Annotated in this window: 15 protein-coding genes and 1 tRNA gene; 3 read left to right on the top strand and 13 right to left on the bottom strand. The window is 64.5% G+C overall.

Features of this window, described 5'->3' with window-relative positions:
• From CGLY_RS06705 to rho, 4 genes are read right to left on the bottom strand one after another with little or no spacing between them, the layout of a single operon-like run.
• Nucleotides 1–675, bottom strand: coding sequence for an L-threonylcarbamoyladenylate synthase (locus CGLY_RS06705; protein WP_038551776.1), 675 nt, complete (start codon nt 673–675; stop codon nt 1–3).
• A 56-nt stretch (nt 676–731) separates the two neighbouring features.
• The gene (locus tag CGLY_RS06700) at nt 732–1,724 is read right to left on the bottom strand and encodes a N5-glutamine methyltransferase family protein (protein ID WP_081803809.1); all 993 of its coding nucleotides are present in this window, start codon (nt 1,722–1,724) and stop codon (nt 732–734) included.
• A gap of 7 nt (nt 1,725–1,731) precedes the next feature.
• Nucleotides 1,732–2,808: a peptide chain release factor 1 gene (gene prfA / locus CGLY_RS06695; RefSeq protein WP_038551765.1), complete on the bottom strand. Its 1,077-nt coding sequence runs from the start codon at nt 2,806–2,808 to the stop codon at nt 1,732–1,734.
• Nucleotide 2,809: 1 nt separating this feature from the next.
• Complete coding sequence (gene rho / locus CGLY_RS06690) at nt 2,810–4,756, bottom strand: transcription termination factor Rho (protein ID WP_038547714.1); 1,947 nt, start codon at nt 4,754–4,756, stop codon at nt 2,810–2,812.
• 568 nt (nt 4,757–5,324) lie between these two features.
• Here rho and CGLY_RS06685 point away from each other — a divergent pair.
• Nucleotides 5,325–7,091 (top strand): long-chain fatty-acid--CoA ligase, encoded by a 1,767-nt coding sequence (locus CGLY_RS06685; protein WP_052540741.1) that lies wholly within the window; start codon nt 5,325–5,327, stop codon nt 7,089–7,091.
• Nucleotides 7,092–7,132: 41 nt separating this feature from the next.
• On the opposite strand, the gene thrB is transcribed toward CGLY_RS06685, so the two are convergent.
• The 5 genes from thrB to argS all read right to left on the bottom strand — a co-directional run bounded on the left by thrB (nt 7,133) and on the right by argS (nt 13,673).
• Entirely contained in the window at nt 7,133–8,110 is a 978-nt protein-coding gene (thrB, locus tag CGLY_RS06680; RefSeq protein ID WP_052540738.1) for a homoserine kinase, read from the bottom strand.
• A complete protein-coding gene (thrC, locus tag CGLY_RS06675) occupies nt 8,110–9,192 on the bottom strand; it encodes a threonine synthase (protein ID WP_038547711.1) in 1,083 nt (360 codons plus the stop codon). The genes thrB and thrC overlap by 1 nt, the downstream gene beginning before the upstream one ends.
• Nucleotides 9,192–10,517, bottom strand: coding sequence for a homoserine dehydrogenase (locus CGLY_RS06670; protein ID WP_038547708.1), 1,326 nt, complete (start codon nt 10,515–10,517; stop codon nt 9,192–9,194). Before CGLY_RS06670 ends, thrC begins: the two co-directional genes overlap by 1 nt.
• A 66-nt stretch (nt 10,518–10,583) precedes the next feature.
• Nucleotides 10,584–11,987 (bottom strand): diaminopimelate decarboxylase, encoded by a 1,404-nt coding sequence (lysA, locus tag CGLY_RS06665; RefSeq protein WP_038547705.1) that lies wholly within the window; start codon nt 11,985–11,987, stop codon nt 10,584–10,586.
• A 9-nt stretch (nt 11,988–11,996) separates the two neighbouring features.
• Entirely contained in the window at nt 11,997–13,673 is a 1,677-nt protein-coding gene (gene argS / locus CGLY_RS06660) for an arginine--tRNA ligase (protein WP_038547702.1), read from the bottom strand.
• Nucleotides 13,674–13,773: 100 nt separating this feature from the next.
• On the opposite strand from argS, the gene CGLY_RS06655 reads away from it, so the two are divergent.
• Nucleotides 13,774–13,846, top strand: a tRNA-Arg gene (locus CGLY_RS06655).
• A 64-nt stretch (nt 13,847–13,910) separates the two neighbouring features.
• Here the strand turns inward: CGLY_RS06655 and CGLY_RS06650 are convergent.
• The 4 genes from CGLY_RS06650 to CGLY_RS06635 all read right to left on the bottom strand — a co-directional run bounded on the left by CGLY_RS06650 (nt 13,911) and on the right by CGLY_RS06635 (nt 22,076).
• Nucleotides 13,911–16,634 (bottom strand): AAA family ATPase, encoded by a 2,724-nt coding sequence (locus CGLY_RS06650; RefSeq protein WP_038547699.1) that lies wholly within the window; start codon nt 16,632–16,634, stop codon nt 13,911–13,913.
• 7 nt (nt 16,635–16,641) lie between these two features.
• Entirely contained in the window at nt 16,642–17,901 is a 1,260-nt protein-coding gene (locus tag CGLY_RS06645; protein ID WP_052539805.1) for a metallophosphoesterase family protein, read from the bottom strand.
• The gene (locus CGLY_RS06640) at nt 17,894–18,784 is read right to left on the bottom strand and encodes an SWIM zinc finger family protein (protein WP_144313644.1); all 891 of its coding nucleotides are present in this window, start codon (nt 18,782–18,784) and stop codon (nt 17,894–17,896) included. The genes CGLY_RS06645 and CGLY_RS06640 overlap by 8 nt, the downstream gene beginning before the upstream one ends.
• 139 nt (nt 18,785–18,923) lie before the next feature.
• On the bottom strand, nt 18,924–22,076 hold the full coding sequence (locus CGLY_RS06635) for a DEAD/DEAH box helicase (RefSeq protein WP_144313643.1): 3,153 nt from the start codon (nt 22,074–22,076) through the stop codon (nt 18,924–18,926).
• A 159-nt stretch (nt 22,077–22,235) separates the two neighbouring features.
• On the opposite strand from CGLY_RS06635, the gene CGLY_RS06630 reads away from it, so the two are divergent.
• Nucleotides 22,236–23,714 carry an MFS transporter gene (locus CGLY_RS06630; RefSeq protein WP_052539801.1) on the top strand — a complete coding sequence of 493 codons (1,479 nt, stop codon included), beginning with the start codon at nt 22,236–22,238 and terminating at the stop codon, nt 23,712–23,714.
• Nucleotides 23,715–23,870: the final 156 nt, after the last annotated feature.

Raw genomic sequence — 23,870 nt, 5'->3', positions numbered from 1 at the left:
TCAGTGCCCCTGTGCTGCGCCGTCATCGAGAAGAGCGGCGGACGAGATACCGAGCACCTCGCCGACGCGGTCGGCGCTGATGGCACCGTCACGAAGAATACGCGGTCGGTGCCCCGAAAGATCGACGATTGTCGACGCCGTCCCGATGGAGGCTTCACCGGCATCGAGGTAGACCGAGACAGAGTCCCCGAGTTGCTCCCGTGCCGCCTCGGCCGTGAGAGCGGCCGGGCTACCCGAAATGTTCGCACTGGACACCGCCATCGGCCCGGTCTGCTGCAGGAGTTCGATGGCCAACGGGTGCAAAGGCATCCGCAGGGCCACCGTCCCCCGGGTATCCCCGAGATTCCACGGAAGACTGGGGGCCTGGTGGGTGACGATGGTCAGCCCACCGGGCCAGAACGCCTCAGTGAGCAGTCGCAGTGGCTCGCTGTAGTCCCGAACCAGCCCGGCCACCGTGTCCCACGAACCGATCAGGACAGGCACCGGCATATCGGGACCGCGGTGTTTCGCACGCAGTAGCGCTGCCACGGCATCATTGTCGAACGCATCGGCGCCAATGCCGTAGACGGTGTCGGTGGGGGTGACGATCAGCCTACCCGCCTTCACTGCGCTGAGCGCCGCTGCGACACCGCTCTCCCGGCCTTCGTCCTCAGAACAGTCGTAGGTCTGTGCCATCGTCTGCGCCGTCCGTCCCTTCATGTCGTTGTGTCACTAACTCTGACCCGTTCACTCTAGCCCTGTACCGGACGATGCCCGGGATCGCGGTGCACCTGCCCGCTGACGAACCGGTCCCGTCCCGCAAGGTCACGATGCTGTACCACGTCCGAAACACCGGCGTCGACGAGGAGTTCCCGCACTGCCTCCCCCGTCGAATCATCGTGTTCGACAGCGACTGCCGCGCTGGGGGCCGCGACCAGTTCGATGATTCCGGCCAACGGGCGCATCAGAGCCAGACCGTCTGCCCCCGAGAACACCGCGTTGTGGGGGTCCTGGGCCACCTCCGGCGACACCGGGGTGGTTTCCGGAACATAGGGAGGGTTGGAGGCCACGATATCGGCGGAATTGACGAGTCCGAGTGCCACGATATCCGCCGGGGCCGAGACATCGGCGCGGTGGAACTGCACCTGTACACGCGAGTCAACATGTCCGTCGTCGACCCAGGATCCGGCGTTCCTTCGTGCCAGGTGTACGCCCTCCTCGGTGATCTCCAGACCGACCACACGCACAGAGACCTTCTCCGGGATCCCCCGGACGCTCAGCTCGTGGGCCACTCCCAGGGCGACCGTGCCAGGTCCACTGCACAGATCCACAATAGTGAGGGTCGGCTCGAGCAGCCGGGAGAACAGTCCGTGCTCTCGGCGCGACACACGACGTTCCGCCTCCCTCGCCACCCAGTCAATGAGCAGATCGGTTTCCGGTCGGGGAATGAACACCCCGGGGGTGACTGCGAGATCGATCCCCATCACTGATCCATGACCGAGGATCCGCTGCAGGGGTTCCCTGGCGATTCGCCGCTGCAGGAGTTCCACGAACAGTGCCGGTGCGGTGTCACCGCCGCACATGACCAGATCCAGCGGCGAGACCGTGGTTCCGGTCTCCTGCTCCAGGGCCGCTGCCATGAGCACGCGCGCGTCATGTGCCGCAGACTCCACACCGGCCTCGACAAGTGCCGGCACGGCCTCCCTGAGCGCCGCGGAGACGGTGGTCGCGTCACTGAGTGCCACCGTGGACCTACTCCCCGGCTTCCAGCCTGCTCTGACGTTCTGCCTCACTGAGTGCGCCGAAGAGAGCGTCGAGATCGCCGTCCAGGACAGCGTCGAGGTTGTTCGCCTTGTATCCGATGCGGTGATCCGAGACCCGGGACTCCGGGAAGTTGTAGGTCCGGATGCGTTCGGACCGGTCCATCGTGCGGATCTGAGCTGCGCGTCCTTCCGCAGCCACGGCATCCGCTTCTTCCTCCTTCATCTGCTGAAGGCGGGCGGCGAGCACCTGCATCGCACGCGCCCGGTTCTGGATCTGGGACCGTTCCTTCTGACAGGTGACCACGATGCCTGTCGGCAGGTGGGTGATGCGCACCGCTGAATCGGTGGTGTTCACACCCTGGCCCCCCTTGCCGGATGACCGGTAGACGTCGACCCGGATGTCCTTGTCGTCGATCTCGACGTCCTCGACCTCGTCGGGTTCCGGGTACACCAGAACGCCGGCGGCAGAGGTCTGGATCCGTCCCTGCGACTCTGTCACGGGGATGCGCTGGACCCGGTGGACACCGCCCTCGTACTTGAAGACGCTCCATGCGCCGTCGCGCCCGGGCTGCTTCGCCCGGACGGACATGGTCATGTCCTTCACCCCACCGAGATCCGTCTCGTTGACATCAAGGATCTCGAAGGTGAAACCGTGCCGCTCACCGTAACGTTGGTACATCCGGGCGAGTTCCCCGGCGAACAGGGCGGCCTCTTCACCGCCGGCGCCCGACTTGATCTCCATGACCACGTCTTCGCTGTCGTGAGGATCACGAGGGGCGAGCAGGTCGGTGAGCTTTTCTTCGAGCCCGGGCAGTTCCGCGGCGAGACGGTCGGCTTCATCGGCGAAGTCAGCGTCCTCGGCCGCCATCTCCTTGGCTGCCTCATAATCATCACGGGCTTCAACGAGCTTGTTGTAGGTCTGGATGACCGGCTGAAGTTCGCTGAACCGCTTGGCCACGCGTCGCGCCGCCGCCGCGTCATTGTGCAGATCGGGGTCGGCGAGCTGCATCTCAAGCCCCTGATACTCAGAAAGGATGTCGTCGACCTTCGACGGCGACCCTGCCAACTCACTCATCGTCGTCCTCCCCTGCCAACGGAGCCGAAGAAGCGATCTGGAGCATGAAGTCGCGGTTGGTCTTCGACTTCCGCAGCTGCTTGAGCAACAGATCGATAGCGGCCTGCGGATCCAGGGCAGAGAGAATCCGACGCAGTTTGTGCAGCAGCCGGGCCTCGTCGGGCCCCAGCAGGAGATCGTCCTTGCGCGTCCCGGACGGGTTGACGTCGACGGCGGGGAACATACGACGCTCCGCGATCTTGCGGTCGAGCTTCAGTTCCGCGTTGCCCGTGCCCTTGAACTCCTCGAAGATCACGGTATCGCCGGCAGAACCGGTCTCGACCATGGCCGTAGCGATGATCGTCAGCGATCCACCATTCTCAATGTTCCGTGCCGCGCCCAGGAAACGCTTCGGCGGGTACAGAGCATTGGAGTCCACACCGCCGGAGAGGATACGGCCGGAGGCAGGTGAGGAGTTGTTGTATGCGCGGCCCAGACGCGTGATCGAATCGAGAAGCACGACGACGTCCTTGCCCTGCTCCACCAGACGCTTCGCACGCTCAATGGCCAGCTCAGCGATGGCGGTGTGCTCGTTCGGCGGGCGGTCGAACGTGGAGGCGATGACCTCGCCGCGCACCGAACGCTGCATATCGGTGACCTCTTCCGGACGCTCGTCAACTAGGACGACCATGAGGTAGCACTCCGGGTTGTTGACCGTGATCGCGTTGGCGATGTCCTGGAGAATTGTGGTCTTGCCGGCCTTCGGCGGGGAGACGATCAGCGCACGCTGTCCCTTACCGATCGGCATGATCAGGTCGATGACGCGGGTGGTCAGGACCTTCGGCTCAGTTTCCAGTCGCAGCCGTTGGTTCGGGTACAGCGGTGTGAGGTTGTTGAACTTCGGCCGCTGCGCAGCCTGGTCAGGGGCCAGCCCGTTGACAGTGTCGACGGCGTGCAACGGCGTGTACTTCTGGCGGTTGCGTCCTCCCCGTCCACCGCCTCCAGCCTGCTGTGCCTTGGCACCGGGCCGGATCGTGCCGGTGACCGCGTCGCCATGCCGCATCCCGTACTTTCGCACCATCTGGATCGGAACGTACACGTCGGTGGAACCGGCATGGTAACCGGTGGTGCGGATGAACGCGGTGTTGGCGTCGGCAAAGTCGAGAATGCCGGCAACCGGTGTGGGCGGCTCATTGTTGCCGCCACCGTTGTTCTGGTTCTGGTTGTTCTGACCACCCTGGTTGCCCTGGTTGCCACCCCGGTCACCCCGGTCACCGCGGTCACCGCGGTTGTTCTTGTTGCCGCGGTCATTGCGGTTCCGGCCGCCACGGTCATCGGCATTCTGCTGGTTGCCCTGGTTACCCTGATTCCCGCCCTGGTCCCCCTTGCCTCGGTTCCGCCGGTTCCTGCGGTTCCTGCGGCCACGGCGACCGCCCTCCTCGTCACCGTGGTCGCCCCGGTCGTTACGGTCGCCCCGGTCGTTACGGTCACGACGGTCGTTACCGTCGTTGCGCTCACCAGAACCCCGGGTACCAGCATTGCCGGCATTACCAGCGTTGCCGGTGTTTTCAGCGTTGTCGGCATTGCCGGCGTTGCCGGCGTTGCCGGCGTTGCCGGCGTTGTCGGCGTTGTCGGCGTTGTCGGCAGTCGGCTGAGGCGCCTGCTGTTCCCTCCTGCCTGCTCTGTCCTGGCGGTCCGACGCGGGGGCGCCCTCCTTTGACCGTGCAGAGGCAGTTTCCTTGGCCGGAGCTTTCACCGGTTCAGCAGGGGCCGAGGGCTGGGCCCCGGCAGGGCGGCCGCTGCCGATCCCCGCGCTGGCGATGGCGGAGACCAGCTCCCCCTTCCTCATTCCGGAGATCCCGCGCAGACCTTGCGATGTCGCGATCTGCTTGAGTTCCGCCAGTTTCAGGGAGGCAAGCCCGTCGTTCTGTGCCCGGGAGACGATGTCCGGCAAAGTCACAGGTGTCCTTTCGGTTCACCTTCCCCTGCTGTCGACCAACGGTGGTGACCGAAGGACGATCCCGCCGCACTGGGTGTGCACGCCCGACAGGCGTCCACAGTCCCTCACGGCGGCAGAACAACGGAAGGTGACGTGCTCTCGTGAGTCGTCGATATGTGGAACGGATAGCACGGTGCGCGCGGGCAACATGGTCGACATCTCGTGTGCCGACACCTGTTGTGGAACCCCGGTACCGGAGCAGACGATCACGCCCGGTAGATGATGCTGTCGGGGCAATGCTCCCGCGTGGATTCCCGTGAATCCGGATGACCGTCCACCGTCTCGGACCGGTTCCCGACTCTGACTTCTCAGGGCCGACGGGATGGCGATGGTCGGTTCTCAGCGTAGATGCTACCACCCGGTTGCGCGAGTATCCCTAATCCAGACCGGCGTGCCGGTGTTGCGGCGGTCATGCAACCCTGCGCCGACCCCGTCCCCTATCCTTGATGACATGGACGGCACCCAGCGCACAGAGCCCGGTCACACCACCGGCCCCGCCCCCAGCACCGCGCCCCTCACGTCGTCGACGATGCGCGAGTTCCCCCTGACGATGGCTTCCGTGCTCGAGTACGGGCGCGTTGTTCACGGTTCGACAACGGTGCGTACCTACTACGGAGAGACGCCCGAGGACACCACCTTCAGCGAGATAGGAGGACGCAGTGCCGCTCTGGCCCATGCGCTCGCCGATATTGCCGGTGTCAACCCTGGGGACCGCGTCGCGACGTTCATGCCCAATATCACCGAACATCTGGAGTCGTTGTTCGCGGTGACATCGATGGGAGCGGTAATCCAGCCGCTGAACTCCAACCTCGTCGCCGACCAACTGGTGCATATCATCAACCACGCCGGCGACCGTGTGATCATCGGTTCTCCCCGCCTGTCACGCCGTCTGGCCCCGGTGATGCCGGACTGTCCGGAGATCCACACCGTCATCGTCACAGGCACCGGTGGTGCCGAAGCACGGGATGATCTCCATACGCTCCTCACCGAGGCCGGTCGCGGGGACATCACTGTCCTCAGCTACGAGGAGATCCTCGACGGGTACGCCACCACCTACACCTGGCCGGACGTGAGCGAGACCGCGCCGGCGGCTCTGCTGTACTCCACCGGCTCCACTGGTGCGCCTAAAGGAGTGGTGTACTCCCACCGCGCGATGTGGTTACACGCGATGAACCTGCGCACCCCCGACTCATTCGGCATCCGCAACGGTCACAGCTTCCTCTGCACTGTACCGGTCTTTCATGTGCTGAGTTGGGGTGTACCGATCGCCGCTTTCATGGCCGGCACACCGCTGGTCTTCCCCGGCGGAGTGGCCGGCCCCGCCCATCTGGCACACGTCATCGCCGACTCGATGCCACGCATGGCCCACGGCGCTCCCAGTGTCTGGATGCAACTTGTCGTGCACTACCAACACACACCGCCGGAGAAAATGAGCCTGCAGGAGATCATTTCCGGCGGTGCACCCGTACCACCCGCGTTGATCGACGCATGGGAGGAACGCTACGGAGTCGACATGATCCATTCCTGGGGCATGACCGAGACAGGGCCGGTGGGCACCGTCGCCAGGACCCCGGTGGGGGTCGGCGGCGCCGCGCGGCGCCGCTACCGCGACAGCCAGGGGCGGTTCCCCATCGGAATGGAGTTCCGTGTGGTGTCCGATGACGGGACACCACAGCAGCCCAACGACCGTTCAAGCGGTGAGATACAGGTGCGTGGCAACTGGGTCACCACCGATTACCATCACTCTCCCGCAGCCGCCAAAGGTGGTGCCGCACACGTGTTCCGCGGCACGGACGTCGATGATTCCGACGACGCCGCCGAACGCTTCACTGACGACGGCTGGCTGCGCACCGGTGACATCGGGACGATCACCCGGGACGGATTCCTCACCGTGCATGACCGGCAGACCGACACCATCCGCTCCGGAGGAGAATGGATCTATTCGGCGATCCTGGAGAATATCGTCATGGAGTCCGACATGGTCGCCGAGGCAGCGGTGATCGGTGTCCCCGATGAGCGATGGGGCCAACGCCCGCTCGCCGTGGTGGTGACGATTGCGGGCGTCGACCGCGACCGCACCACAGCAGAGGAGCTCGCTGCTGCAGTCGCGGCGAAAGTGCCCCGCTGGATGGCGCCGGAATACTGGACCTTCGTCGACCGGATTGACAAGACATCAGTCGGCAAATTCGACAAGAAGGATCTCCGCGCGCACCTGGCGTCCGGGGAGTTCGACGTCATCAAGCTGCGTAGCCCCGGTGAACCGAAGCCGCAGGACGATCCCGAGGACGCACAGTAGCGGCGATACCGGAAGCGTTCCGGGGCGTACCTCCGGGGCCGTCAGTTGACCTCGACCGATGCCCGTCGTCCTACGCCGGTCTCCAGGACGGCGATGCCCCTGCCTCTGGCCTCCTCCAGCAGTGGAGCGTCGACGGCGGACGTCGACAAGACCATGACCGTCGGGCCTGCGCCGGACAGAAACGCAGGGAACCCCAGGTTACGCAGCCTGTTGACCCACTCAGTCGTGACCGGCAGAACCTCCGCACGGTACGGCTGGTGCAACCGGTCGCGCGTGGCCTCCCACAGCAGCTCGGGGTACGAGCTCAACGCCAGGGGCAGGAGTGCGGCACGGGACACATTGAAACGGGCGTCCTGGTGGGACACATCACTCGGCAGGACCCTGCGCACCGCCTCTGTCGACGCGTGGAAATCAGGGATCAACGCGGTCGCGGAAATATCAGGATGCACGGGAACGCCGACGGCATGGTACTCCGGGGCACTTCGACCGTCGACAGGGATATTGGTCCACGAGACCACTCCCCCGCCGAGGACGCACGCGGCAGCGTTGTCCGGGTGCCCTTCGAACGCCGACGACAGCTGGATCAGCGTGTCGTCGTCCAGTGCACCGGTCGGGTGGTCTCCTCCGGCAAGCCCGCTGGCGGCCGCCACGCCGGCGACAGCTGCTGCCGCCGAGGACCCCAGACCACGCGAGTGAGGAATACTGTTCCGGCACACGATCCGCAGGCCACCGACACTCGCGCCTGCCTCATGCAGGCCGGCACGCAGCGCACGAACCACAAGGTGCCGTTCGTCGAGGGGAACCTCACCTTCGCCTTCACCGTGCACGGTGACGTCCAGACCTGCGTCAGTCGACTCCACCTCTACGGTGTCGTACAACCCGACGGCGAGGCCCAGGGTGTCGAAGCCCGGACCCAGGTTCGCAGTGGACGCAGGTACGGTCACCGTCACCCTGCGGCCAGGGGCGATCGTCCGGAGCGGCGCATCGACGGCGCCTGTGCCCGCAGTCGAACCGGACATCATGCGAGTTCCAGTGCCTCAGCGACTGCATTGGTGTCGACGTCGATCGGGGTCGGCTCCGGCATCTCGCTCAGAGCAGTCGTCGGATCCTTCAACCCGTGACCGGTGACGGTGCAGACGATGCGCTGCCCCTTCTCGATGGACCCCTCGGCGTGAGCGGCGAGCAACCCTGCCACGGAGGAGGCCGACGCCGGTTCCACGAAGACTCCTTCGCGTGCAGCGATCAGTCGGTAGGCCTCGAGAATCTTCTCGTCCGTCGCCGCACGGAAGGACCCACCGGACTCCTCCTTGGCCGCGACAGCCTGGTGCCAGGAAGCCGGGTTACCGATCCGGATGGCGGTGGCCACCGTCTCGGGCTCAAGCACCGGCTCACCGCTGACGAGGGGTGCAGCACCGGCGGCCTGCACACCCAGCATCACCGGTCGCTTGGTCGACAGGCCCGCCTCGGCGTACTCCGAGTAGCCCTTCCAGTACGCGGTGATATTTCCTGCGTTCCCCACCGGCAGCGCGTGGATGTCGGGGGCGTCACCGAGAGCGTCGACGATTTCGAAGGCAGCGGTCTTCTGCCCCTCGATGCGCATCGGGTTGACCGAGTTCACCAGCGCGATCTCCGGGAAGTCCGTCGTGGTCTTGCGCACCAGTTCCAGGCAGTCGTCGAAGTTACCGCGCACCTGGATGATCTTCGCACCGTGCATCACCGCCTGCGAAAGCTTGCCCTGGGCGATCTTGCCTTCGGGGATCAGCACAGCGGAGGCGATCCCCGCACGTGCGGCGTAGGCGGCGGCGGAGGCTGAGGTGTTACCCGTGGAGGCACACATCAGGACCTTCTTGCCCGCGTGGACCGCATCGGTGACGGCCACGGTCATGCCGCGGTCCTTGAAGGAACCGGTCGGGTTGGCGCCCTCGACTTTGAGCCAGACATCGCACCCGGTGATCTCGGAAACATAGTTCGCTCTGATCAGCGGGGTCCCACCCTCGTTGAGGGTCACCGGCTCCCAGTCCGCGGCGAAGGGCATCCAGTCGCGGTACTCGTTGATCAGGCCGGTCCAGTGGTGGAGCACCGGGGTGCGCTTATCGGTCATCAGTTGCCTTCCATTCGGATCACGCTGTTGACGGCCTTCACGGCGTCAAGGTTCTTGAGGTTGTCCACCGTCGACTCGAGGTCACTCTCGGCGGCGTGGTGGGTGATGACGACCAGTCGCGCACCGGCGTCACCGGCGTCCTCCTGGCGGACTGTCTTCAGCGACACCCCTTGTACGGAGAATGTCGAGGCGACCTCCGCCAGCACACCCGGCCGGTCGTCGACGACCATGTCAACGTGGTAGCGGGTGCGCACCGAACCGAAATCGCCGACAGGCAGGTTGGCGTAGGTCGACATGCCGGGGGCACGTCCACCGTGCACGATATTGCGGGCGGCGGCGACCACGTCACCAAGCACCGCCGAAGCCGTCGGGGCGCCACCGGCACCGTTGCCGTAGAACATCAGGCGTCCGGCGTACTCTGCGACGACGAAGATCGCGTTGAAGGACTCGCTGACGCTGGACAGCGGGTGGTCCAGCGGAATCAGTGCCGGGTAAACGCGGGCGGAGACGGACTCCTGCCCCTCGTCGTCGACGAGGCGTTCACAGATGGCCAGCAGCTTGATGGTGCATCCGGCGGCCTTGGCGGCCTCGATGTCGGCGACGTTGATCGACCGGATGCCCTCGACGTGCACGTCATCGCTGCCGACCGGCGAATGGAAGGCCAGGTTCGCCAGGATCGCAGCCTTGGACGCGGCGTCGTAGCCGTCCACGTCAGCAGAGGGGTCCGCCTCGGCGTATCCGAGGGCGGTGGCTTCGGCAAGCATCTCGTCGTAGGACGCCCCGCGCTTGTACATCGCATCGAGGATGAAGTTCGTGGTGCCGTTGACGATACCCATGACCTGGTTCACCCGGTCCCCTGCCAGGGAACGGCGCAACGGACCGACTACAGGGATAGCTGCGGCAACGGCGGCCTCGAAGAACAGGTCGGCCCCTGAGGAGTCCGCGGCCTCGGACAGTTCTCCGGCATGCGCGGCAACCAGCGCCTTGTTCGCCGTCACCACGGACTTGCCGGCACGCAGCGCGGCCAGCACGACGGTACGCGGGTAGTCGATACCACCGATCACCTCGATGACCAGGTCAATGTCCTCGCGGTTGACGAGACCGAAGGCATCATCCGTGAGCAGCTCGGAGGAGACACCTGGACGGGGCTTGGACAGGTCGGACACGGCGATACCGCGGACCTCGATGGGGCCACCGGTGCGGGCGGTGAAATCCTGCGCGTCCTCCTGGAGGATGCGCAGAACCTCGGTACCCACGGTTCCCATGCCCAGCAGCGCTACGCCGACGGTGGGCGCGGCGGCATTGTTGTCAGCCTGATCAGCCATTACTCTCCCGAAGTTGTCTCGTGTGGGGTCTGTCGTGTGAAAGTTCGTTTTCCCGATGATAAACCATCAGAAATTCTCCAGCGCGAGCACGTCCTCTACCGTCTCCCGGCGGATCATCACCCGGGACTCGCCGTCCGCCACGACAATCACCGGCGGGCGGGTCATCATGTTGTAGCGGGAGGCCATCATGTAGCAGTACGCGCCCGTGGCGGGGATGACGAGCAGGTCGCCCGGGGCGATGTCGTCTGGCATCAGTGCGTCGTTGATCAGGATGTCCCCGGACTCGCAGTGGCTGCCCACCACGCGGGTGGAGACCAGGTCACCGGTAGCCAACCGGTTGGCCAGGCGACAGTCGTACTCCGCCTGGTACAGCGCCGGCCGGATGTTGTCGCTCATCCCTCCGTCCACCGAAATGTAGCGACGGACTGTGTCGTCAGCGGTATGGACGTCCTTGACTGTCCCGACACGGTAGACCGTGACGGCAGACGGTCCGACCACGGCACGACCCGGCTCGACGTTGACCACCGGAGCGTTGACCCCGTAGGACGCTGCCTTCGTCGCGACGCGGGACAGGAGGTCGCCGGCGACCTCCTCGACATCGAGCGCCTCCTGGTCCGGGGTGTAGGCGATACCGTAACCACCGCCGAGATCGAGGACGTCCAGGGCAGTGACATCAGCGTCCACCGTCTTTTCCCCGCTGACCAGCCGGGCCCACAGCCCCAGGAGACGGTCCGCTGCCAATGCGAACCCGTCGGCCTCGAAGACCTGGGAGCCGACGTGGCAGTGCAGGCCCCGCAGTCGCAGCCCGTCGGTGGACAGGCAGGAGAGGCAGGCGTTCTCGGCGGAACCCGATGCCAACGAGAATCCGAACTTCTGGTCCTCGTGACTCGTGGCGATGAACTCATGGGTGTCGGCATGAACTCCCGGCTTCACCCGCACCAGAACGTCCTGGACCCGTCCTTCCTGCCGGGCGATTTCAGCGACCCTGTCGATTTCGATGAGCGAGTCGATGACGACAAGTTCGACACCCGCCTGTACGGCGGCGGTGATGAACTCGTGGTTCTTGTTGTTTCCGTGCACGGTGATGCGCTCGGGAGGGAAACCGGCAGCGAGGGCGACGGCAAGTTCGCCGTGGCTGGCCACGTCGAGCGCGAGCCCTTCCTCGTCGACCCACCGGCAGACGGTGCGCGACAGGAACGCCTTGGACGCGTAGTGCACCCGCTCCCCGCCCCCGAAGGCCTCGGCGAGACGTCGGCACCGTGCACGGAAGTCGGCCTCATCCATGACGAACGTGGCCGTGCCGTACTGGTCTGCCAGGTGCGTGACGCGGTTACCGGCGATGACCAGTTCGCCGTCCTCCGTCCGCCCGGCTGAGGCGGGGAAGACATGGGCCGGGATCTTGTTGAAATCCTCCAGAGTCTCGGTGCGCTTGCGCAGCGGGACCTGGGGAAGATGAACATTAGGGTCCATGGAGCCGGGTCACATCCTCTCTGGGGCAGAGACGCCGAGCAGTCCCAGGGCATTGGCGAGGACGCGACGCGTTGCATCGGCCAGCGCCAGTCGCGCAAGGAAGATCGCGGCAGTATCGTCCCCGGTGGGCTCGTCGGATTTGGGGAGAATCTGGCAGGAGTCGTAGAAGCGGTGGAAGGTTCCCGCCAGCTGCTCTGCGTACCGGGCGATACGGTGAGGCTCACGTAATTCCGCCGCCGTGGCCACCACACCCGGGAACTCGCCCAGAGTGCGAATGAGGTCGCCTTCCCGGTCATGGTCGAGCAGGGAGAAATCGAGTGTGGAGAGGTCCTCCGGGAGGCTCACTCCGGTATCGGCCGCCTTACGCTGCAGCGAGCACAGTCGGGCATGGCCGTACTGGACGTAGTAGACCGGATTGTCACTGGTTTCGCTGGCCCACAGAGCCATGTCGATATCCAGTGACGAGTCGACAGAGGTGCGGATCAGGGCGTAGCGGGCCGCGTCCACGCCGATCGCCTCCACCAGGTCGTCGAGTGTAATCACCGTTCCGGCGCGCTTCGACATGCGCACGGCTTTTCCGTCACGCACCAGGTTGACCATCTGGCCGATGAGCACCTCGACCTGGTCGGAATCGTACCCGAGTGCGGACGCCGCGGCTTTCAGCCGGGCGATGTAGCCGTGGTGATCGGCACCGAGCATGTAGATGCACAGGTTGTGCCCCCGGTCGATCTTGTCGGCGATGTAGGCGATGTCGCCCGCGATGTAGGCGGCGTTGCCGTCGGACTTGATGACGACCCGGTCCTTGTCATCGCCGAACTCCGAGGAACGCAGCCACCACGCACCGTCGGCCTCGTAGAGGTTACCGTTCTCCTTCAGCGTGACGATCGCCTTGTCCACGGCACCGGACTCGAAGAGTGCGTTCTCGTGGAAAAAGACGTCGAACTCCGTGCCGAACTCGGCCAGGGTCTGCTTGATATGCGCGAACATCAGCTCGACACCCTGGGAACGGAAGATCTCCTGCACCGTGACATCGTCGTGGTCCGCCCAGTCCGGGGTCGCCTCCATGATCTGGTTGGCGATGTCGGAGATGTACTCTCCGCCGTAACCGTCCTCCGGGGCAGGTTCGTTCTTCGCCGACGCCACCAGTGAGCGCGCGAAACGGTCGATCTGGGTGCCGTGGTCATTGAAGTAGTATTCGCGGGTCACTGCTGCACCACGGGCAGCGAGGATACGGCCGAGTGAATCACCGACGGCCGCCCACCGGGTGCCTCCAAGGTGGATGGGGCCGGTGGGGTTGGCGGAGACGAACTCCAGATTGATGCGCTGGTCTGAATAGTCGTCGCCGGTACCGTAGGACTCCCCCGCCTCGATAATGTCGGCGACCAGCTTGCCCTGCGCGTCGGCGGCGAGCCGGATATTGATGAACCCGGGGCCGGCGATGGAGGCCTCCTCAATCCCCTCGACACGGCTGAGTTCGTCGGCCAACCACGTGCCGAGGTCGCGCGGGTTCGTTCCCGCCTTCTTCGCGGTCTGCAGTGCGATATTGGTGGCGTAGTCGCCGTGTTCCGGATTTCGGGGCCGTTCAACGGTAGCCAGGTCAGGTGCGACGGAGGGGTCGAGATCACGCTCCGTCAGGACGGTACGGGTGGTCTCGGTGATGATGGAGGCGAGTTCAGCTGGAGTCACAACCCATGAGAGTAACAAGGAAGGGTGAACCCTCCACGAATCGCGTCCCGTGCGGGGGTTTTGCGGTGCCGTGGACCCACGGTGCTATAGTAACCGCATTGCCTCCGTAGCTCAGGGGATAGAGCACTGGTTTCCGGTACCAGCGGTCGGACGTTCGAATCGTCTCGGGGGCACATCGCGCGGCCCGACCACCATCGTTGATGGTGGTCGGGCCGTTTTTCTGTGTGAAGTCGCACACTACTGCCGCAACTCCGCCATCGATGTCGCGGTGGCTCCGGGGATGCTGTCGAACCGCGCCGGATCACAGGTAAGGATGATGATCTGATTTGTCTTCGCCAGCTGGGAGAGCACCACGTTCATCCGGTGAATCCGTGCAGTGTCAGAGAAGCCGAGTGCGTCATCGATAACGACGGGAACCCCTTCACCGCGCCCGACGATGTCGGCGACCGCGAGCCTGGAGAGAATCGCGAGTTGTTCCCTCGCTCCACCGGACAATTGCGCAGCGTCGAGTGCGGTAGCGTCCAGGACCCGGCGCGAAATACTGAGGTCGTCATCGAACTCGATACTGACAGCACGGCCGTACAGTGTCCTGGCCAGGCTTTCCACGGAGGCACGGTACGGAGCTTCGTAGCGGCGCCGCGCATCGTCCCGCGCCGACTGCACGGCACGATGGAGGGTGTCCGCCGCCTGGGCCTGCTGGCTGACGCGTTCCTCGGTCCGTTGCGCCCGCTGGAGCCGGGCGGAGGCCGCTTCGAGTCGTTCGGCCACACCGCTGTGCTCGCCCAAGGCCCCGTTCGCCCTCGAGATCTCGTGACTGATCCGGTCAGCACGGTCACGTAGCGTCCGCACCCGTGACTCGGCGCCCGCCAGGAGTCCTTCAAGGGTGTCCAGGTCACTGACGGCAGGATCGAGTTCAGCGGTCAATCCCTCCAGTTTTTCCGTCGCATCCTCCACCTCACGGTGCGCCTGCTCAACCTGTGTTCGCAGGTGGTCGTCGCTGACGTCCGCCCGCATGCCTTCCAGTGCCGCCTCGAGATCCGCCCCCCGGGCCGCAGCGCGTTTCTGTTCCTCAAGTCGACTGTTCAGGACGGCTGCCGCCCCGGTTCTGGCAAGGGTATCCAGCTCTTCGCGGAGCCGGTCGACTCGGCCTTCGCACGCTTCAGCGTCCCGACGCAGCTCCTCTGTGTCCGCTACGTCGGAATCTGGCAGTTCAACCTCGTTGTCCGGATCCTCCGTGTCGAGGACTTCGCGGGCCGCGGACACCGCGTGTTCCGCCCGCCGGTGCTCCAGGCCCTGTTCCTCGATGTTCCGGTCAAGCTCCTCCAGTCCGAGCCCGCCGGTCGCCTGGCTGACCTTGATTCTGAGTTCTGCGAGCTCAGTCTGGAGCTGGCGACGCGTCTCGGCCTTCCGTGTCACCGCCTCAACGGTGTCAACGCCCGCGTCGGCGAGCGCTGACTGCAGACGTGCCGTTGCGCTGTCGACGTCGGCGGTGAGGTCACTGCCGTCCTTCGACCTCCCGACGCCCTGCGCCGGAGTGATCGTGAGCGAAAAGTCGCCGAGCTGGAGTGTGCGGCGGGAGGTGACATGCAGCTGTTCCGGGGTCTCGCCGAGTTCGTACTCGTCTCCGTCGACGAAGAACCGTCCACCCTGCTCCCCGGTCAGTTCGATCAGCGTGGCCGAGGCATCCCGGACACTCTCTGCCCTGGTCAGATCGGCGTCGGCGCGTCGCACCGTCTCGGCCGCCTCCGCTGTGACCGGATTCTGGTCAATGAGTTCACGGGTGCTGGTGATCAGCTCGGCGATGCCGCGGGCTTCCGTCTGTTTCTCCCGGAGCGCCCGGAGCGTCTCTGCAAGGGTGTCGCGGTGGTGGACCGCGTCAAGGTAGCGGATGAACGCCATCGTGCTGCGGGCCCGTCGTCGCTCACGTGTCAGCGTCATCCGCAGCTCGGTCTCCTGCTGCTGTGCACCTTCTGCTGCGTCCGACGCCGCAGCAGCCTCTGCGGTGGCTTCGTCGTGGACGTTCACGGCGGCAGTGAGTTCGGTGATACGGTCCCGACGCACCTGGAGCCGCTGTTCAGCCAGTTCGAGTCTCTGCTGTGCGCCGGTCAGTACCGCGCGGCATTCATCCAGTCGGCGCTGTCGTTCCCGTCCCCTCTCCGCGTTGACCGCTGCGGTTCTCGCCTCCTCACGGGCGTGGGGCTCCTGCAGCGCAATGGTCTCTTTCTCGGCGCGCAGGCGCTCCAGCTCAATGATCAGCGTCTGTGCCTGGTCGTATGCCTTGCCAGCGGCGGTGTGCTCCTCCAACGCCGCTGCGCGCTCGTCCATGGCCGCTTTGTATTCTTTCGACGGTTTTCCGCCCGGGGTGAAGTAGCGGGCCCTCTCCGTGGCGATCCTGTCCACCAGGACTGCCGCTCCCCCGCCGTCGCCGGCATCGGCGGTACCGACTCCATCATTGTCCTCAGATCCGTCCGCCGGCTCTCCGTTCAGTGCCCTCTCCAGCGGTCCGAGGCCGGCGGCGGCAAGTTGGTCGAGGCTCGCCCCCTGTTCCACTGTCAGCGCGTCGAGCAGGTCGGTATCGACTTCCCCCCGCATGATCTCGGCGAACCGGTCCGATGCTTCCCTTCCGGTCAGACTCTCCGCCCGGGGTGCTGTGACCCGCAGTTCACAACGCCCTGCTCCTTTGTTGAAGGCCTTGGTCAGCTGTAGTTCGGTCTCCCCGACCACGAGTTCGGCAGAGATGGTGGTCGGCTCGTCGACGCTGACGTCCTTCAGCAGCTTCACGTCCCGCTTCCGGGAGCTCGTCGGGGTGTCATCGAGCAGGAGACGGACCGCACGAAGCAGGGTCGATTTCCCTGCCTCGTTGGGGCCGTGCACGACCAACACTCCGCTCTCTGGAAACTCGAGATGGGCATGGGTGACGCCTGCCACGTGGGACAGGGTGAGCGACCTGAAGTTCAGCATGTTCGTCCTAGTTCCCCTTCTGTGCGCTGAGCCGGTACAACAGGCGTAACGCGTCGCGGGCGGCGGCGTCGTCGTGGGATGCGCGGTCGGCGAGTCCACGGGCGGCGACGCCCACCACTCCGGGCCAGTCGGCGTCCGCCAGTTCCTCATCCCCGGGGACCACATGGAGGTCCATCAACCGACGACGGGGGTACAGCGCTGCGAAGGCCGGAGCGATCCGGTCAAGTTCCTCGTCGAGCACGGCGGCCGTGGCCAGGTCTACTGATCCGGTCAAGGTGTACTTCACCACCGTCGTGCGCTTATCCCGGATATCCTCGAGCCTGTTGATCCACTCGGCCACGTCCTCACGGGTGTTGATCTGTGCGGCGAGCGCCAGAAAACTCCAGCGGCCCGTCTTCACCTCCTCGACACTGACCTGCGAAGTCCGACCTGCGTCCTTCCCGCTGGCGGGCAGGACGTCAACGACCAGGGCGTATCCTGACCTCGCTTCGCCGCCGCCTCCTTCTTCCCGGAAGTCGGTCACCTCAGGGCTCCCGGAGTACCAGACGGTTCCGTCGGGGTGGAGTGACGTGACGGAGTGGGTGTCTCCCAGTACCAGCATGTCGATGACACCGTCGCGACAGGCCCTGGCCGCTGCATCGACGTCGATGACGGCAGGATCCTCCCCGGACGACCGAGATTCGGTTGCACCGTGACCGACGAGAATCTTCACGGTCCGATCCTCTGCGCGCTCCGTGTGATCTGGTCCCCCGGTTTCAGCCGCCCGGGCGAGAACTGAGGCCACCGGATCGGTGCTCATGTACTTCGACAGCAGCGGCGCCCCGATGATCTCCGCCGTGGGGGAACTGTCCGTGGTTCCCGGGACTGTCCTGGGACGACTGTCGTTGAGCACCTGGACAGCCGGGGTGAGTTCATCGAAGTCCCTCGACCGGTAGACGCTGGCTGCGTCGTAGGGGTCATGATTCCCCGGGAGGAGGAACACCGGGACCGGGCTCCGGCGGAGGATGTCTACCGTGCGCCGCCAGGTGACAGGATCAACCAGGTTGTCGTCAAAGACGTCACCGGCGACGACCACAGCGGCACACTGGCGAGCCTTCGCCACGTCCAGCAGTCGTTCCACTGCCGCAAGACGTGCCTCACGGTAGCGTGGACCCGCCTCCTCCCCGAGAAACCAGCGGTCCATCCCCAGCTGCCAGTCTGAGGTATGGAGGAACCGGAACACACCAGGGCCGGGCGTCATCGGTAGTCGTCGGGAGGGATCAGTCATGGTGACTACTCCTATCATCCGCCCCGGACAACCATGGTTCGCGTTCGAACACCTTCTCTCGCCCGCGGGTTTCTCCTGCGTCATCGTCGAGAACCGTCAGTGCTTCGAAGCACCTCGTCAATGTATCGAGCACCCGTAGTTGGTCGGCGTTATTCCAACTGAATTTACGCAGTGCCGCGTCGCGGGCGGTAGTGTCGCCCAACTCCAGGCCGAATTCCACCTCCAGAGGTTCCCACACAGGAACATTCGTGGGGTCGCCCCAGAACTCCGTCGGGGAGTACATGGTTTCCTGGTTGTCGGACGGCTCCACGGGCAGTTCAGTAGGGGGACCTGCCCCCTGTTTCCCACCATCGACCTTCTCCAGGAGCTGGTCCATGTCAATCCCGCGCCATGCCAGGAAAGCTGCAGGATCCCCGGTGAACTCTGCGGCGAGCGCATAGGCGACGCATACCCGGTGTTTGCAGAATGTCGCGTGATCCGGGCACGTACAGTACGAGTCGAGGTAGTGTTCAACTCCGAAAAGAACAGTGGCTATCGACGACTGTGGGCGCCGCCCCGCCAACAGGTTACGGACGCTTTCCGGGTGGTCACCGCATTCTCCGACAACAAATTCGATCTGGCGTCGCGTCAGTGGCCTCCATCGGATCTGCACCTCGAACGGATCAAGTTGAGTCCCGCTGACGAGGCCGTTGACCTGCCCCAGTTCATAGTCGATACGGATAACATTCCCGCCGCGGAAGTACGTGCGCCCCCGCGAGAGACGAGCTGAATCCGCCAGCGCCGTCGCTGTCCGCATCACCTGTCCCGCTGCCCAGCTTTCCGTCGTCGAGGAATGATCCTCCGTCTCCGAGGTAGACTTCCGCGCCTGTGCGTCCTCGCTCACCCGCGTTGGCGGTGTCTTTCGCGACATCGTAGGTTTATCGCGCCCTCGGCTGAAGTCCGCTGAGACAACATTGTCCCCCCACTCGGGCTGCGGGATGCCCACCCGCTTCCGTTCTGTTGCTCGGCGTCGCCGTCGGTCATCACCCATTATTGTCCCCCTTCCTCTCTCCGTGGTGCACCACCGGTGCCGCCCTGTCGCTTCCTGCAGTCTCCCTGGCGACGGTTGACCGGTTGAGCTGCCAAAGTTCGGCCAGGTCGTGATCATCCAGGCTGGCGATCCACCCTTCACCACTGGTGACGATGTCACCGGCCAGTTCCCGCTTCGAACTGAGGATGTCATTGATCCGCTCATCCAGGGTACCGGTGGTGACCAGTTTGTGGACCGTCACATCTCTGCCCTGACCGATACGGTAGGCACGATCGGTAGCCTGGTCTTCGACAGCAGGATTCCACCACCTGTCGATGTGGACGACCACGCTGGCTCGAGTGAGGGTGATTCCAGTTCCCCCCGCGCGGGTCGACAGAATCATGACCTTAGGTCCACTGTCGGACTGGAAGTCATCGACGATGGCTGACCGAGCCGATCTGCTGAGTCCGCCGTGGAGGACAGGAACACCGTCGTCGAGGGCCCCGAACTGCCGTTGGAGTTCGGGGACGAGCATCTCCCCGAAGGAGGGGAACTGGGTGAAGACCAGGACCTTGCGGTCCCGGTCCAGTGCGTCCTCGACGATCTCGAACAGCCGCTCGACCTTCTTGGACCGGTGCCGTCCGTTCCTCAGGAGTCCTGACCCGTCACCCGAGAAATGGGCCGGATGATTGCAGATCTGTTTGATCCTCACCAAGGCTCCGAGAATGATGCCACTGCGACCCTTACCTTCAGCCTCAGCGATCCGCTGTTCAAGACTGTTCGTATAGGCCTCGTACAGTGCCGCCTGTTCCTCGGTCAACGGGACAGTGTCAATCACTTCCCGCTTTTCAGGAAGATTCAGGCCCATGGATTCGTCGTTCTTGACCCGCCTGAGAATGAAGGGCTCGACGAGCCGGCGCAGCCGGTCCATCAACTCACTGTCCTGGTATCGCTCAATGGGGATCGCCAAGCGATTCTGAAATGCCTGCGCACTACCGAGGAGACCGGGATTACAGAAATCAAGGATCGAGTGAAGCTCAGCGAGCCGGTTCTCTACCGGGGTGCCCGTCAACGCCAGGTGGTGGCCCGCCCTGATCGCACGGACTGCTTTGCTCTGGACTGTTCCGGGGTTCTTGATGTTCTGTGCCTCATCGACGACAACCCGCCCCCAGACGAGATCGGAGTATCTGTCAGGGTTGCGCCCCACCGTGCCGTAGGTTGTCAGCACGATATCGGACACGTGTGCCTTCTCCGCGAACTCCGCGGCGGCGACCTTCTTTCCACCGTGGTCAACGAGCACGCTCAGTGTGGGGACGTGTCGTGCCACCTCGCTCTGCCACGTGTCCAGGACAGACGTTGGAGCGATGACCAGCGTCGGCCCGTCGCAGTCACCCGCCTCCCGCTCCCAGGCAAGGAGGCTGAGGACCTGGAGGGTTTTACCAAGGCCCATGTCGTCGGCGAGAATTGCCCCGATCCGGTGCCGGTACATCCACACCAACCAGTTCAAGCCCCGACGTTGGTGATCACGCAACTGCGTTCGCACAGATGAGGGCACCTCGATGATCTCCGGCGGTGCGATCGCCGGACGCTGCCCCTCCTCTCCAGGAGCAGGGAAGAACGAACGAACCATCTGCGCCAACCAACCGTCGGCGTCCACGGTGATGTCCCCTGCCTCCGCTTGTTGTCCCCCGTCGGCGACAGAAGCCAGCTCAGCGTCAACGAGATCGGCGAGGGTGATCCGGGCAGTTCCGTCGTCGGCTTCTGCCTCACGGAGCTTCGCGAAGTAGCTGCGGGCCACCCCGAGAGAACGCGGATCCAGCCGGACATAGCGGCCCTGGATCTCGACAAGTGACGACGCCGTGGTCATCAAGGCGGACATCGCCGATGCACTGAGTGGCTCTCCGTCCACGGACACCGACCAGTCGAAGGACAGGACCTGTTCCAGGCCCAGCTTCCCCGACCCCGGCCCTTCACCGACCGGAGTAACTTTCACCCGCATCTCCGGGCGTACCGCCGACCACGCCCGCGGTACCAGGACTTCGATACCACCGGCGGTGAGCGCTTTCGCACCGTCAACCAGAAATCTCTCCACCTGATCCGTGGTCAAAGCGAGGTACACGACCCGGTCCTTCTCCGGGCGTCCCGTCAACGAGGCAGCGGGAGGAAACCAGACGTTTGTCCGGAGCCACGCTTCGACAGCTGAAGCTAGCTGCCTGAGCTCAGGCCAGGCACGGTAAGCGCGGTCCAGGCCCTCGCGGAGGGAGCGCCTCCGTGACTCCGTCGCTTCGGCCGCGGAAACAGGCTCGGCGGCGCCGTCATCGACGGACATCCTGACCTCTAGACGCCACCGTGGCTCAGCGCTGTCAACCTCAGCGGTGCCAGTGCCGCCTGATACCGCCCCCGCGAGCGAATCGGGCTCCTCCAGGGAGAGCACCATCCTGGTCGACGCTTCCTGCGCCGAAGCGCGCCAGGTGTTGAGGGCTTCTGCCGTCACAGGGTTCGCGCGTGCATCGGCGTCCCCGGTGAACAACGAGGAGACGAAGTGGTTCTCCGGCACACCCCCGATCACCTCCTCCCGGTCCTGCAGCAACCGCACGCACATCCAGTGCACCAGCTCATCGGCAGCACGCAGCAACACATCGGGACCGCCGTTGAGAGTGAGTACCGCCGGTGCTGACGCCTGAATCTCCCGTAACGCACGGTTATGCGCACCGCTGGAGGACAGGCACCAGGTGGGATACCACTGTCCATCGGTGAACTGCATCTTCATCATCACCCGCCCCGCGTGGACCGCATCCAGCAGAAGATCGTAGAGACGGATGAGCCACAACGCCTCCGGACTCAGCCCGCTTCCGCCCGCCGGGACGACGGCCCCCGTCGACCTGAGATAGTGTGACAGCCTGCCCAGTACCGTCAGAGCCTGGTCAGGGGTGTGTGCCTGCGTCGGCAGATCCAGTGAAAGAAGGCGGCCTTTCGGCGTCGCTACACGGATGCCCTCACGACGCCGCAGCGGGCGAGACAGCATCAGTGAATGCAGCGGCCCCGGAAGGCCACCGTCCGGAATGTCGGAGGCATCGACGACGGCGGTGTGCCCGTCCGTCCGTTCGGCCCAGACATGGAGGCCGCGGCCCGTCAGCCACAGCAAATGTACCTGATGCTCAGTCACCCTCCTTGTGTACCACGCGGACCGGACGCGCAACGACACCGAACGGTCGCACGCAGCCTTATCGTTGACATAGAGATAATTAACATTATCTATAGTTGGTAGGTCCGTCACGCTTTCTGGTCTATGCTCAGACATCCGCATACCTAAGGACGTGAAGTGATGAGCAAGACTACGGCACCGGCCGGTCGCCTGACGGAAGCCGACATACACGTGGTCGACCAGGACGAAATGAAGAAGGCCCTGCGCGCGACACTGCTGGGCAATTTCATGGAATGGTTCGACATTGGCGTGTTCGCCTACGTGATGACCTACATCACTCTCAATTTCTTTCCGCTCCCCGACCCGTGGGGCGGTCTGGCAAGCTTCGCCACACTCGCCGTCACCTTCCTCGTGCGACCTCTCGGCGGACTGATCCTAGGACCATTGGGAGATCGGATCGGACGCCGCAAAATCCTGGCTTTCACGATCGTCATGATGTCGCTCGGCACTGCTCTGATCGGTGTACTGCCGACCTACGCGCACATCGGCGTCGCTGCGCCGATCCTGCTGGTGCTACTGAAGTTCGTGCAAGGCTTCTCTACCGGTGGAGAGTATGCGGGCGCTGCCACCTTCATCGCCGAGTACTCCTCCGACCGCAGACGCGGCTTCTGGGGCTCGTTCCTCGACCTCGGCTCCTATCTCGGTTTCGCCGCTGCCGCGCTCCTGGTGACGATGATCGAGGTGCTCACCGACGACCCGCAGATGGAGAGCTGGGGTTGGCGAATCCCGTTCCTGCTGGCGCTGCCACTGGGACTGGTCGGGGTGTACATGCGTTCGCGGATCAAGGAATCCCACACCTTCGAGGCGTCCCAAGATGCTTCTCAGCGACAAGCCGATGCTGCGATCGCGTCCGGCGTACCCGCTCCAAGCCAGGGCATGGTCGCCCAGATCCGCTACCTGCTCCGACGCTTCTGGCCGCAGATGCTCATTGGAGCGGCCCTGGTCATGTGTGCACAAGTGGTCGGGTACGCGTTGACCACCTACATGCCGACCTATCTCACCGAGTCACTGGGATATGACACTCTCCACGGCAATGCTCTGCTGGTACCCGTCCTGCTGATCGTCTCCCTGTGCCTGCCGGTCTTCGGAATGATTTCCGACCGGGTCGGGCGGCGACCGGTGATGCTGACGGGGTGTGCACTGGGCCTGCTGACGGCGATACCGGCATTTCTGTTGATGATGATGGGACACGTCTGGTCCACTCTGGCGGGGTTGATGATCGTCGGGATCATCATGATGTTCCAGGTCTCGATCCAGGCCTCCGCACTGCCGTCACTGTTCCCCACCGAGAGTCGCTATACGGCGATGGGACTGATGTTCAATATCGCCGTCGCCCTCTTCGGTGGAACCACCGGCTTCGTCATCAGTGCACTCCAATCTGCCATCGGCTCTGACCTTGCCGGCGCGTACTACATCATGTTCGCCTGCCTCGTCGGCGGCATTGGCGTGTACTGCATGAAAGAGACTGCCGGACACAACCTTCTGGGATCCATGCCCACGGTCGACCACGAACACGAGATCCAGAACGTGCTCAAGACCCTCGACGCCAACGACAAGTACGATCTCGACACCATGCCGATTGACCAACACTCCCGCTGACGAGACGGGGCGGTACGGCCGCACCAGCAATCCTTGGAAAAACCTGGCAAGTATGTGGGCGTTATTCGCCAGTCGGCTGGTATTCAGGCCGCGGACATGGAAACCTTGCAGTGTCGCCGTCTCTTTTCCGGAGACGGCCGTAACTGATTGTTGACC

It is taken from the genome of Corynebacterium glyciniphilum AJ 3170, from assembly GCF_000626675.1.
Taxonomy (GTDB): Bacteria; Actinomycetota; Actinomycetes; order Mycobacteriales; family Mycobacteriaceae; genus Corynebacterium; species Corynebacterium glyciniphilum.
This window is presented reverse-complemented; position numbering and strand designations above follow the sequence as displayed.

Coding starts and splice junctions, on each gene's coding strand:
- CGLY_RS06705 (WP_038551776.1), bottom strand. CDS start 675: ATGGCACAGACCTACGACTGTTCTGAGGACGAAGGCCGGGAGAGCGGT.
- CGLY_RS06685 (WP_052540741.1), top strand. CDS start 5,325: ATGCGCGAGTTCCCCCTGACGATGGCTTCCGTGCTCGAGTACGGGCGC.
- thrB (WP_052540738.1), bottom strand. CDS start 8,110: ATGTCCGGTTCGACTGCGGGCACAGGCGCCGTCGATGCGCCGCTCCGG.
- thrC (WP_038547711.1), bottom strand. CDS start 9,192: ATGACCGATAAGCGCACCCCGGTGCTCCACCACTGGACCGGCCTGATC.
- CGLY_RS06670 (WP_038547708.1), bottom strand. CDS start 10,517: ATGGCTGATCAGGCTGACAACAATGCCGCCGCGCCCACCGTCGGCGTA.
- lysA (WP_038547705.1), bottom strand. CDS start 11,987: ATGGACCCTAATGTTCATCTTCCCCAGGTCCCGCTGCGCAAGCGCACC.
- CGLY_RS06650 (WP_038547699.1), bottom strand. CDS start 16,634: ATGCTGAACTTCAGGTCGCTCACCCTGTCCCACGTGGCAGGCGTCACC.
- CGLY_RS06645 (WP_052539805.1), bottom strand. CDS start 17,901: ATGACTGATCCCTCCCGACGACTACCGATGACGCCCGGCCCTGGTGTG.
- CGLY_RS06630 (WP_052539801.1), top strand. CDS start 22,236: ATGAGCAAGACTACGGCACCGGCCGGTCGCCTGACGGAAGCCGACATA.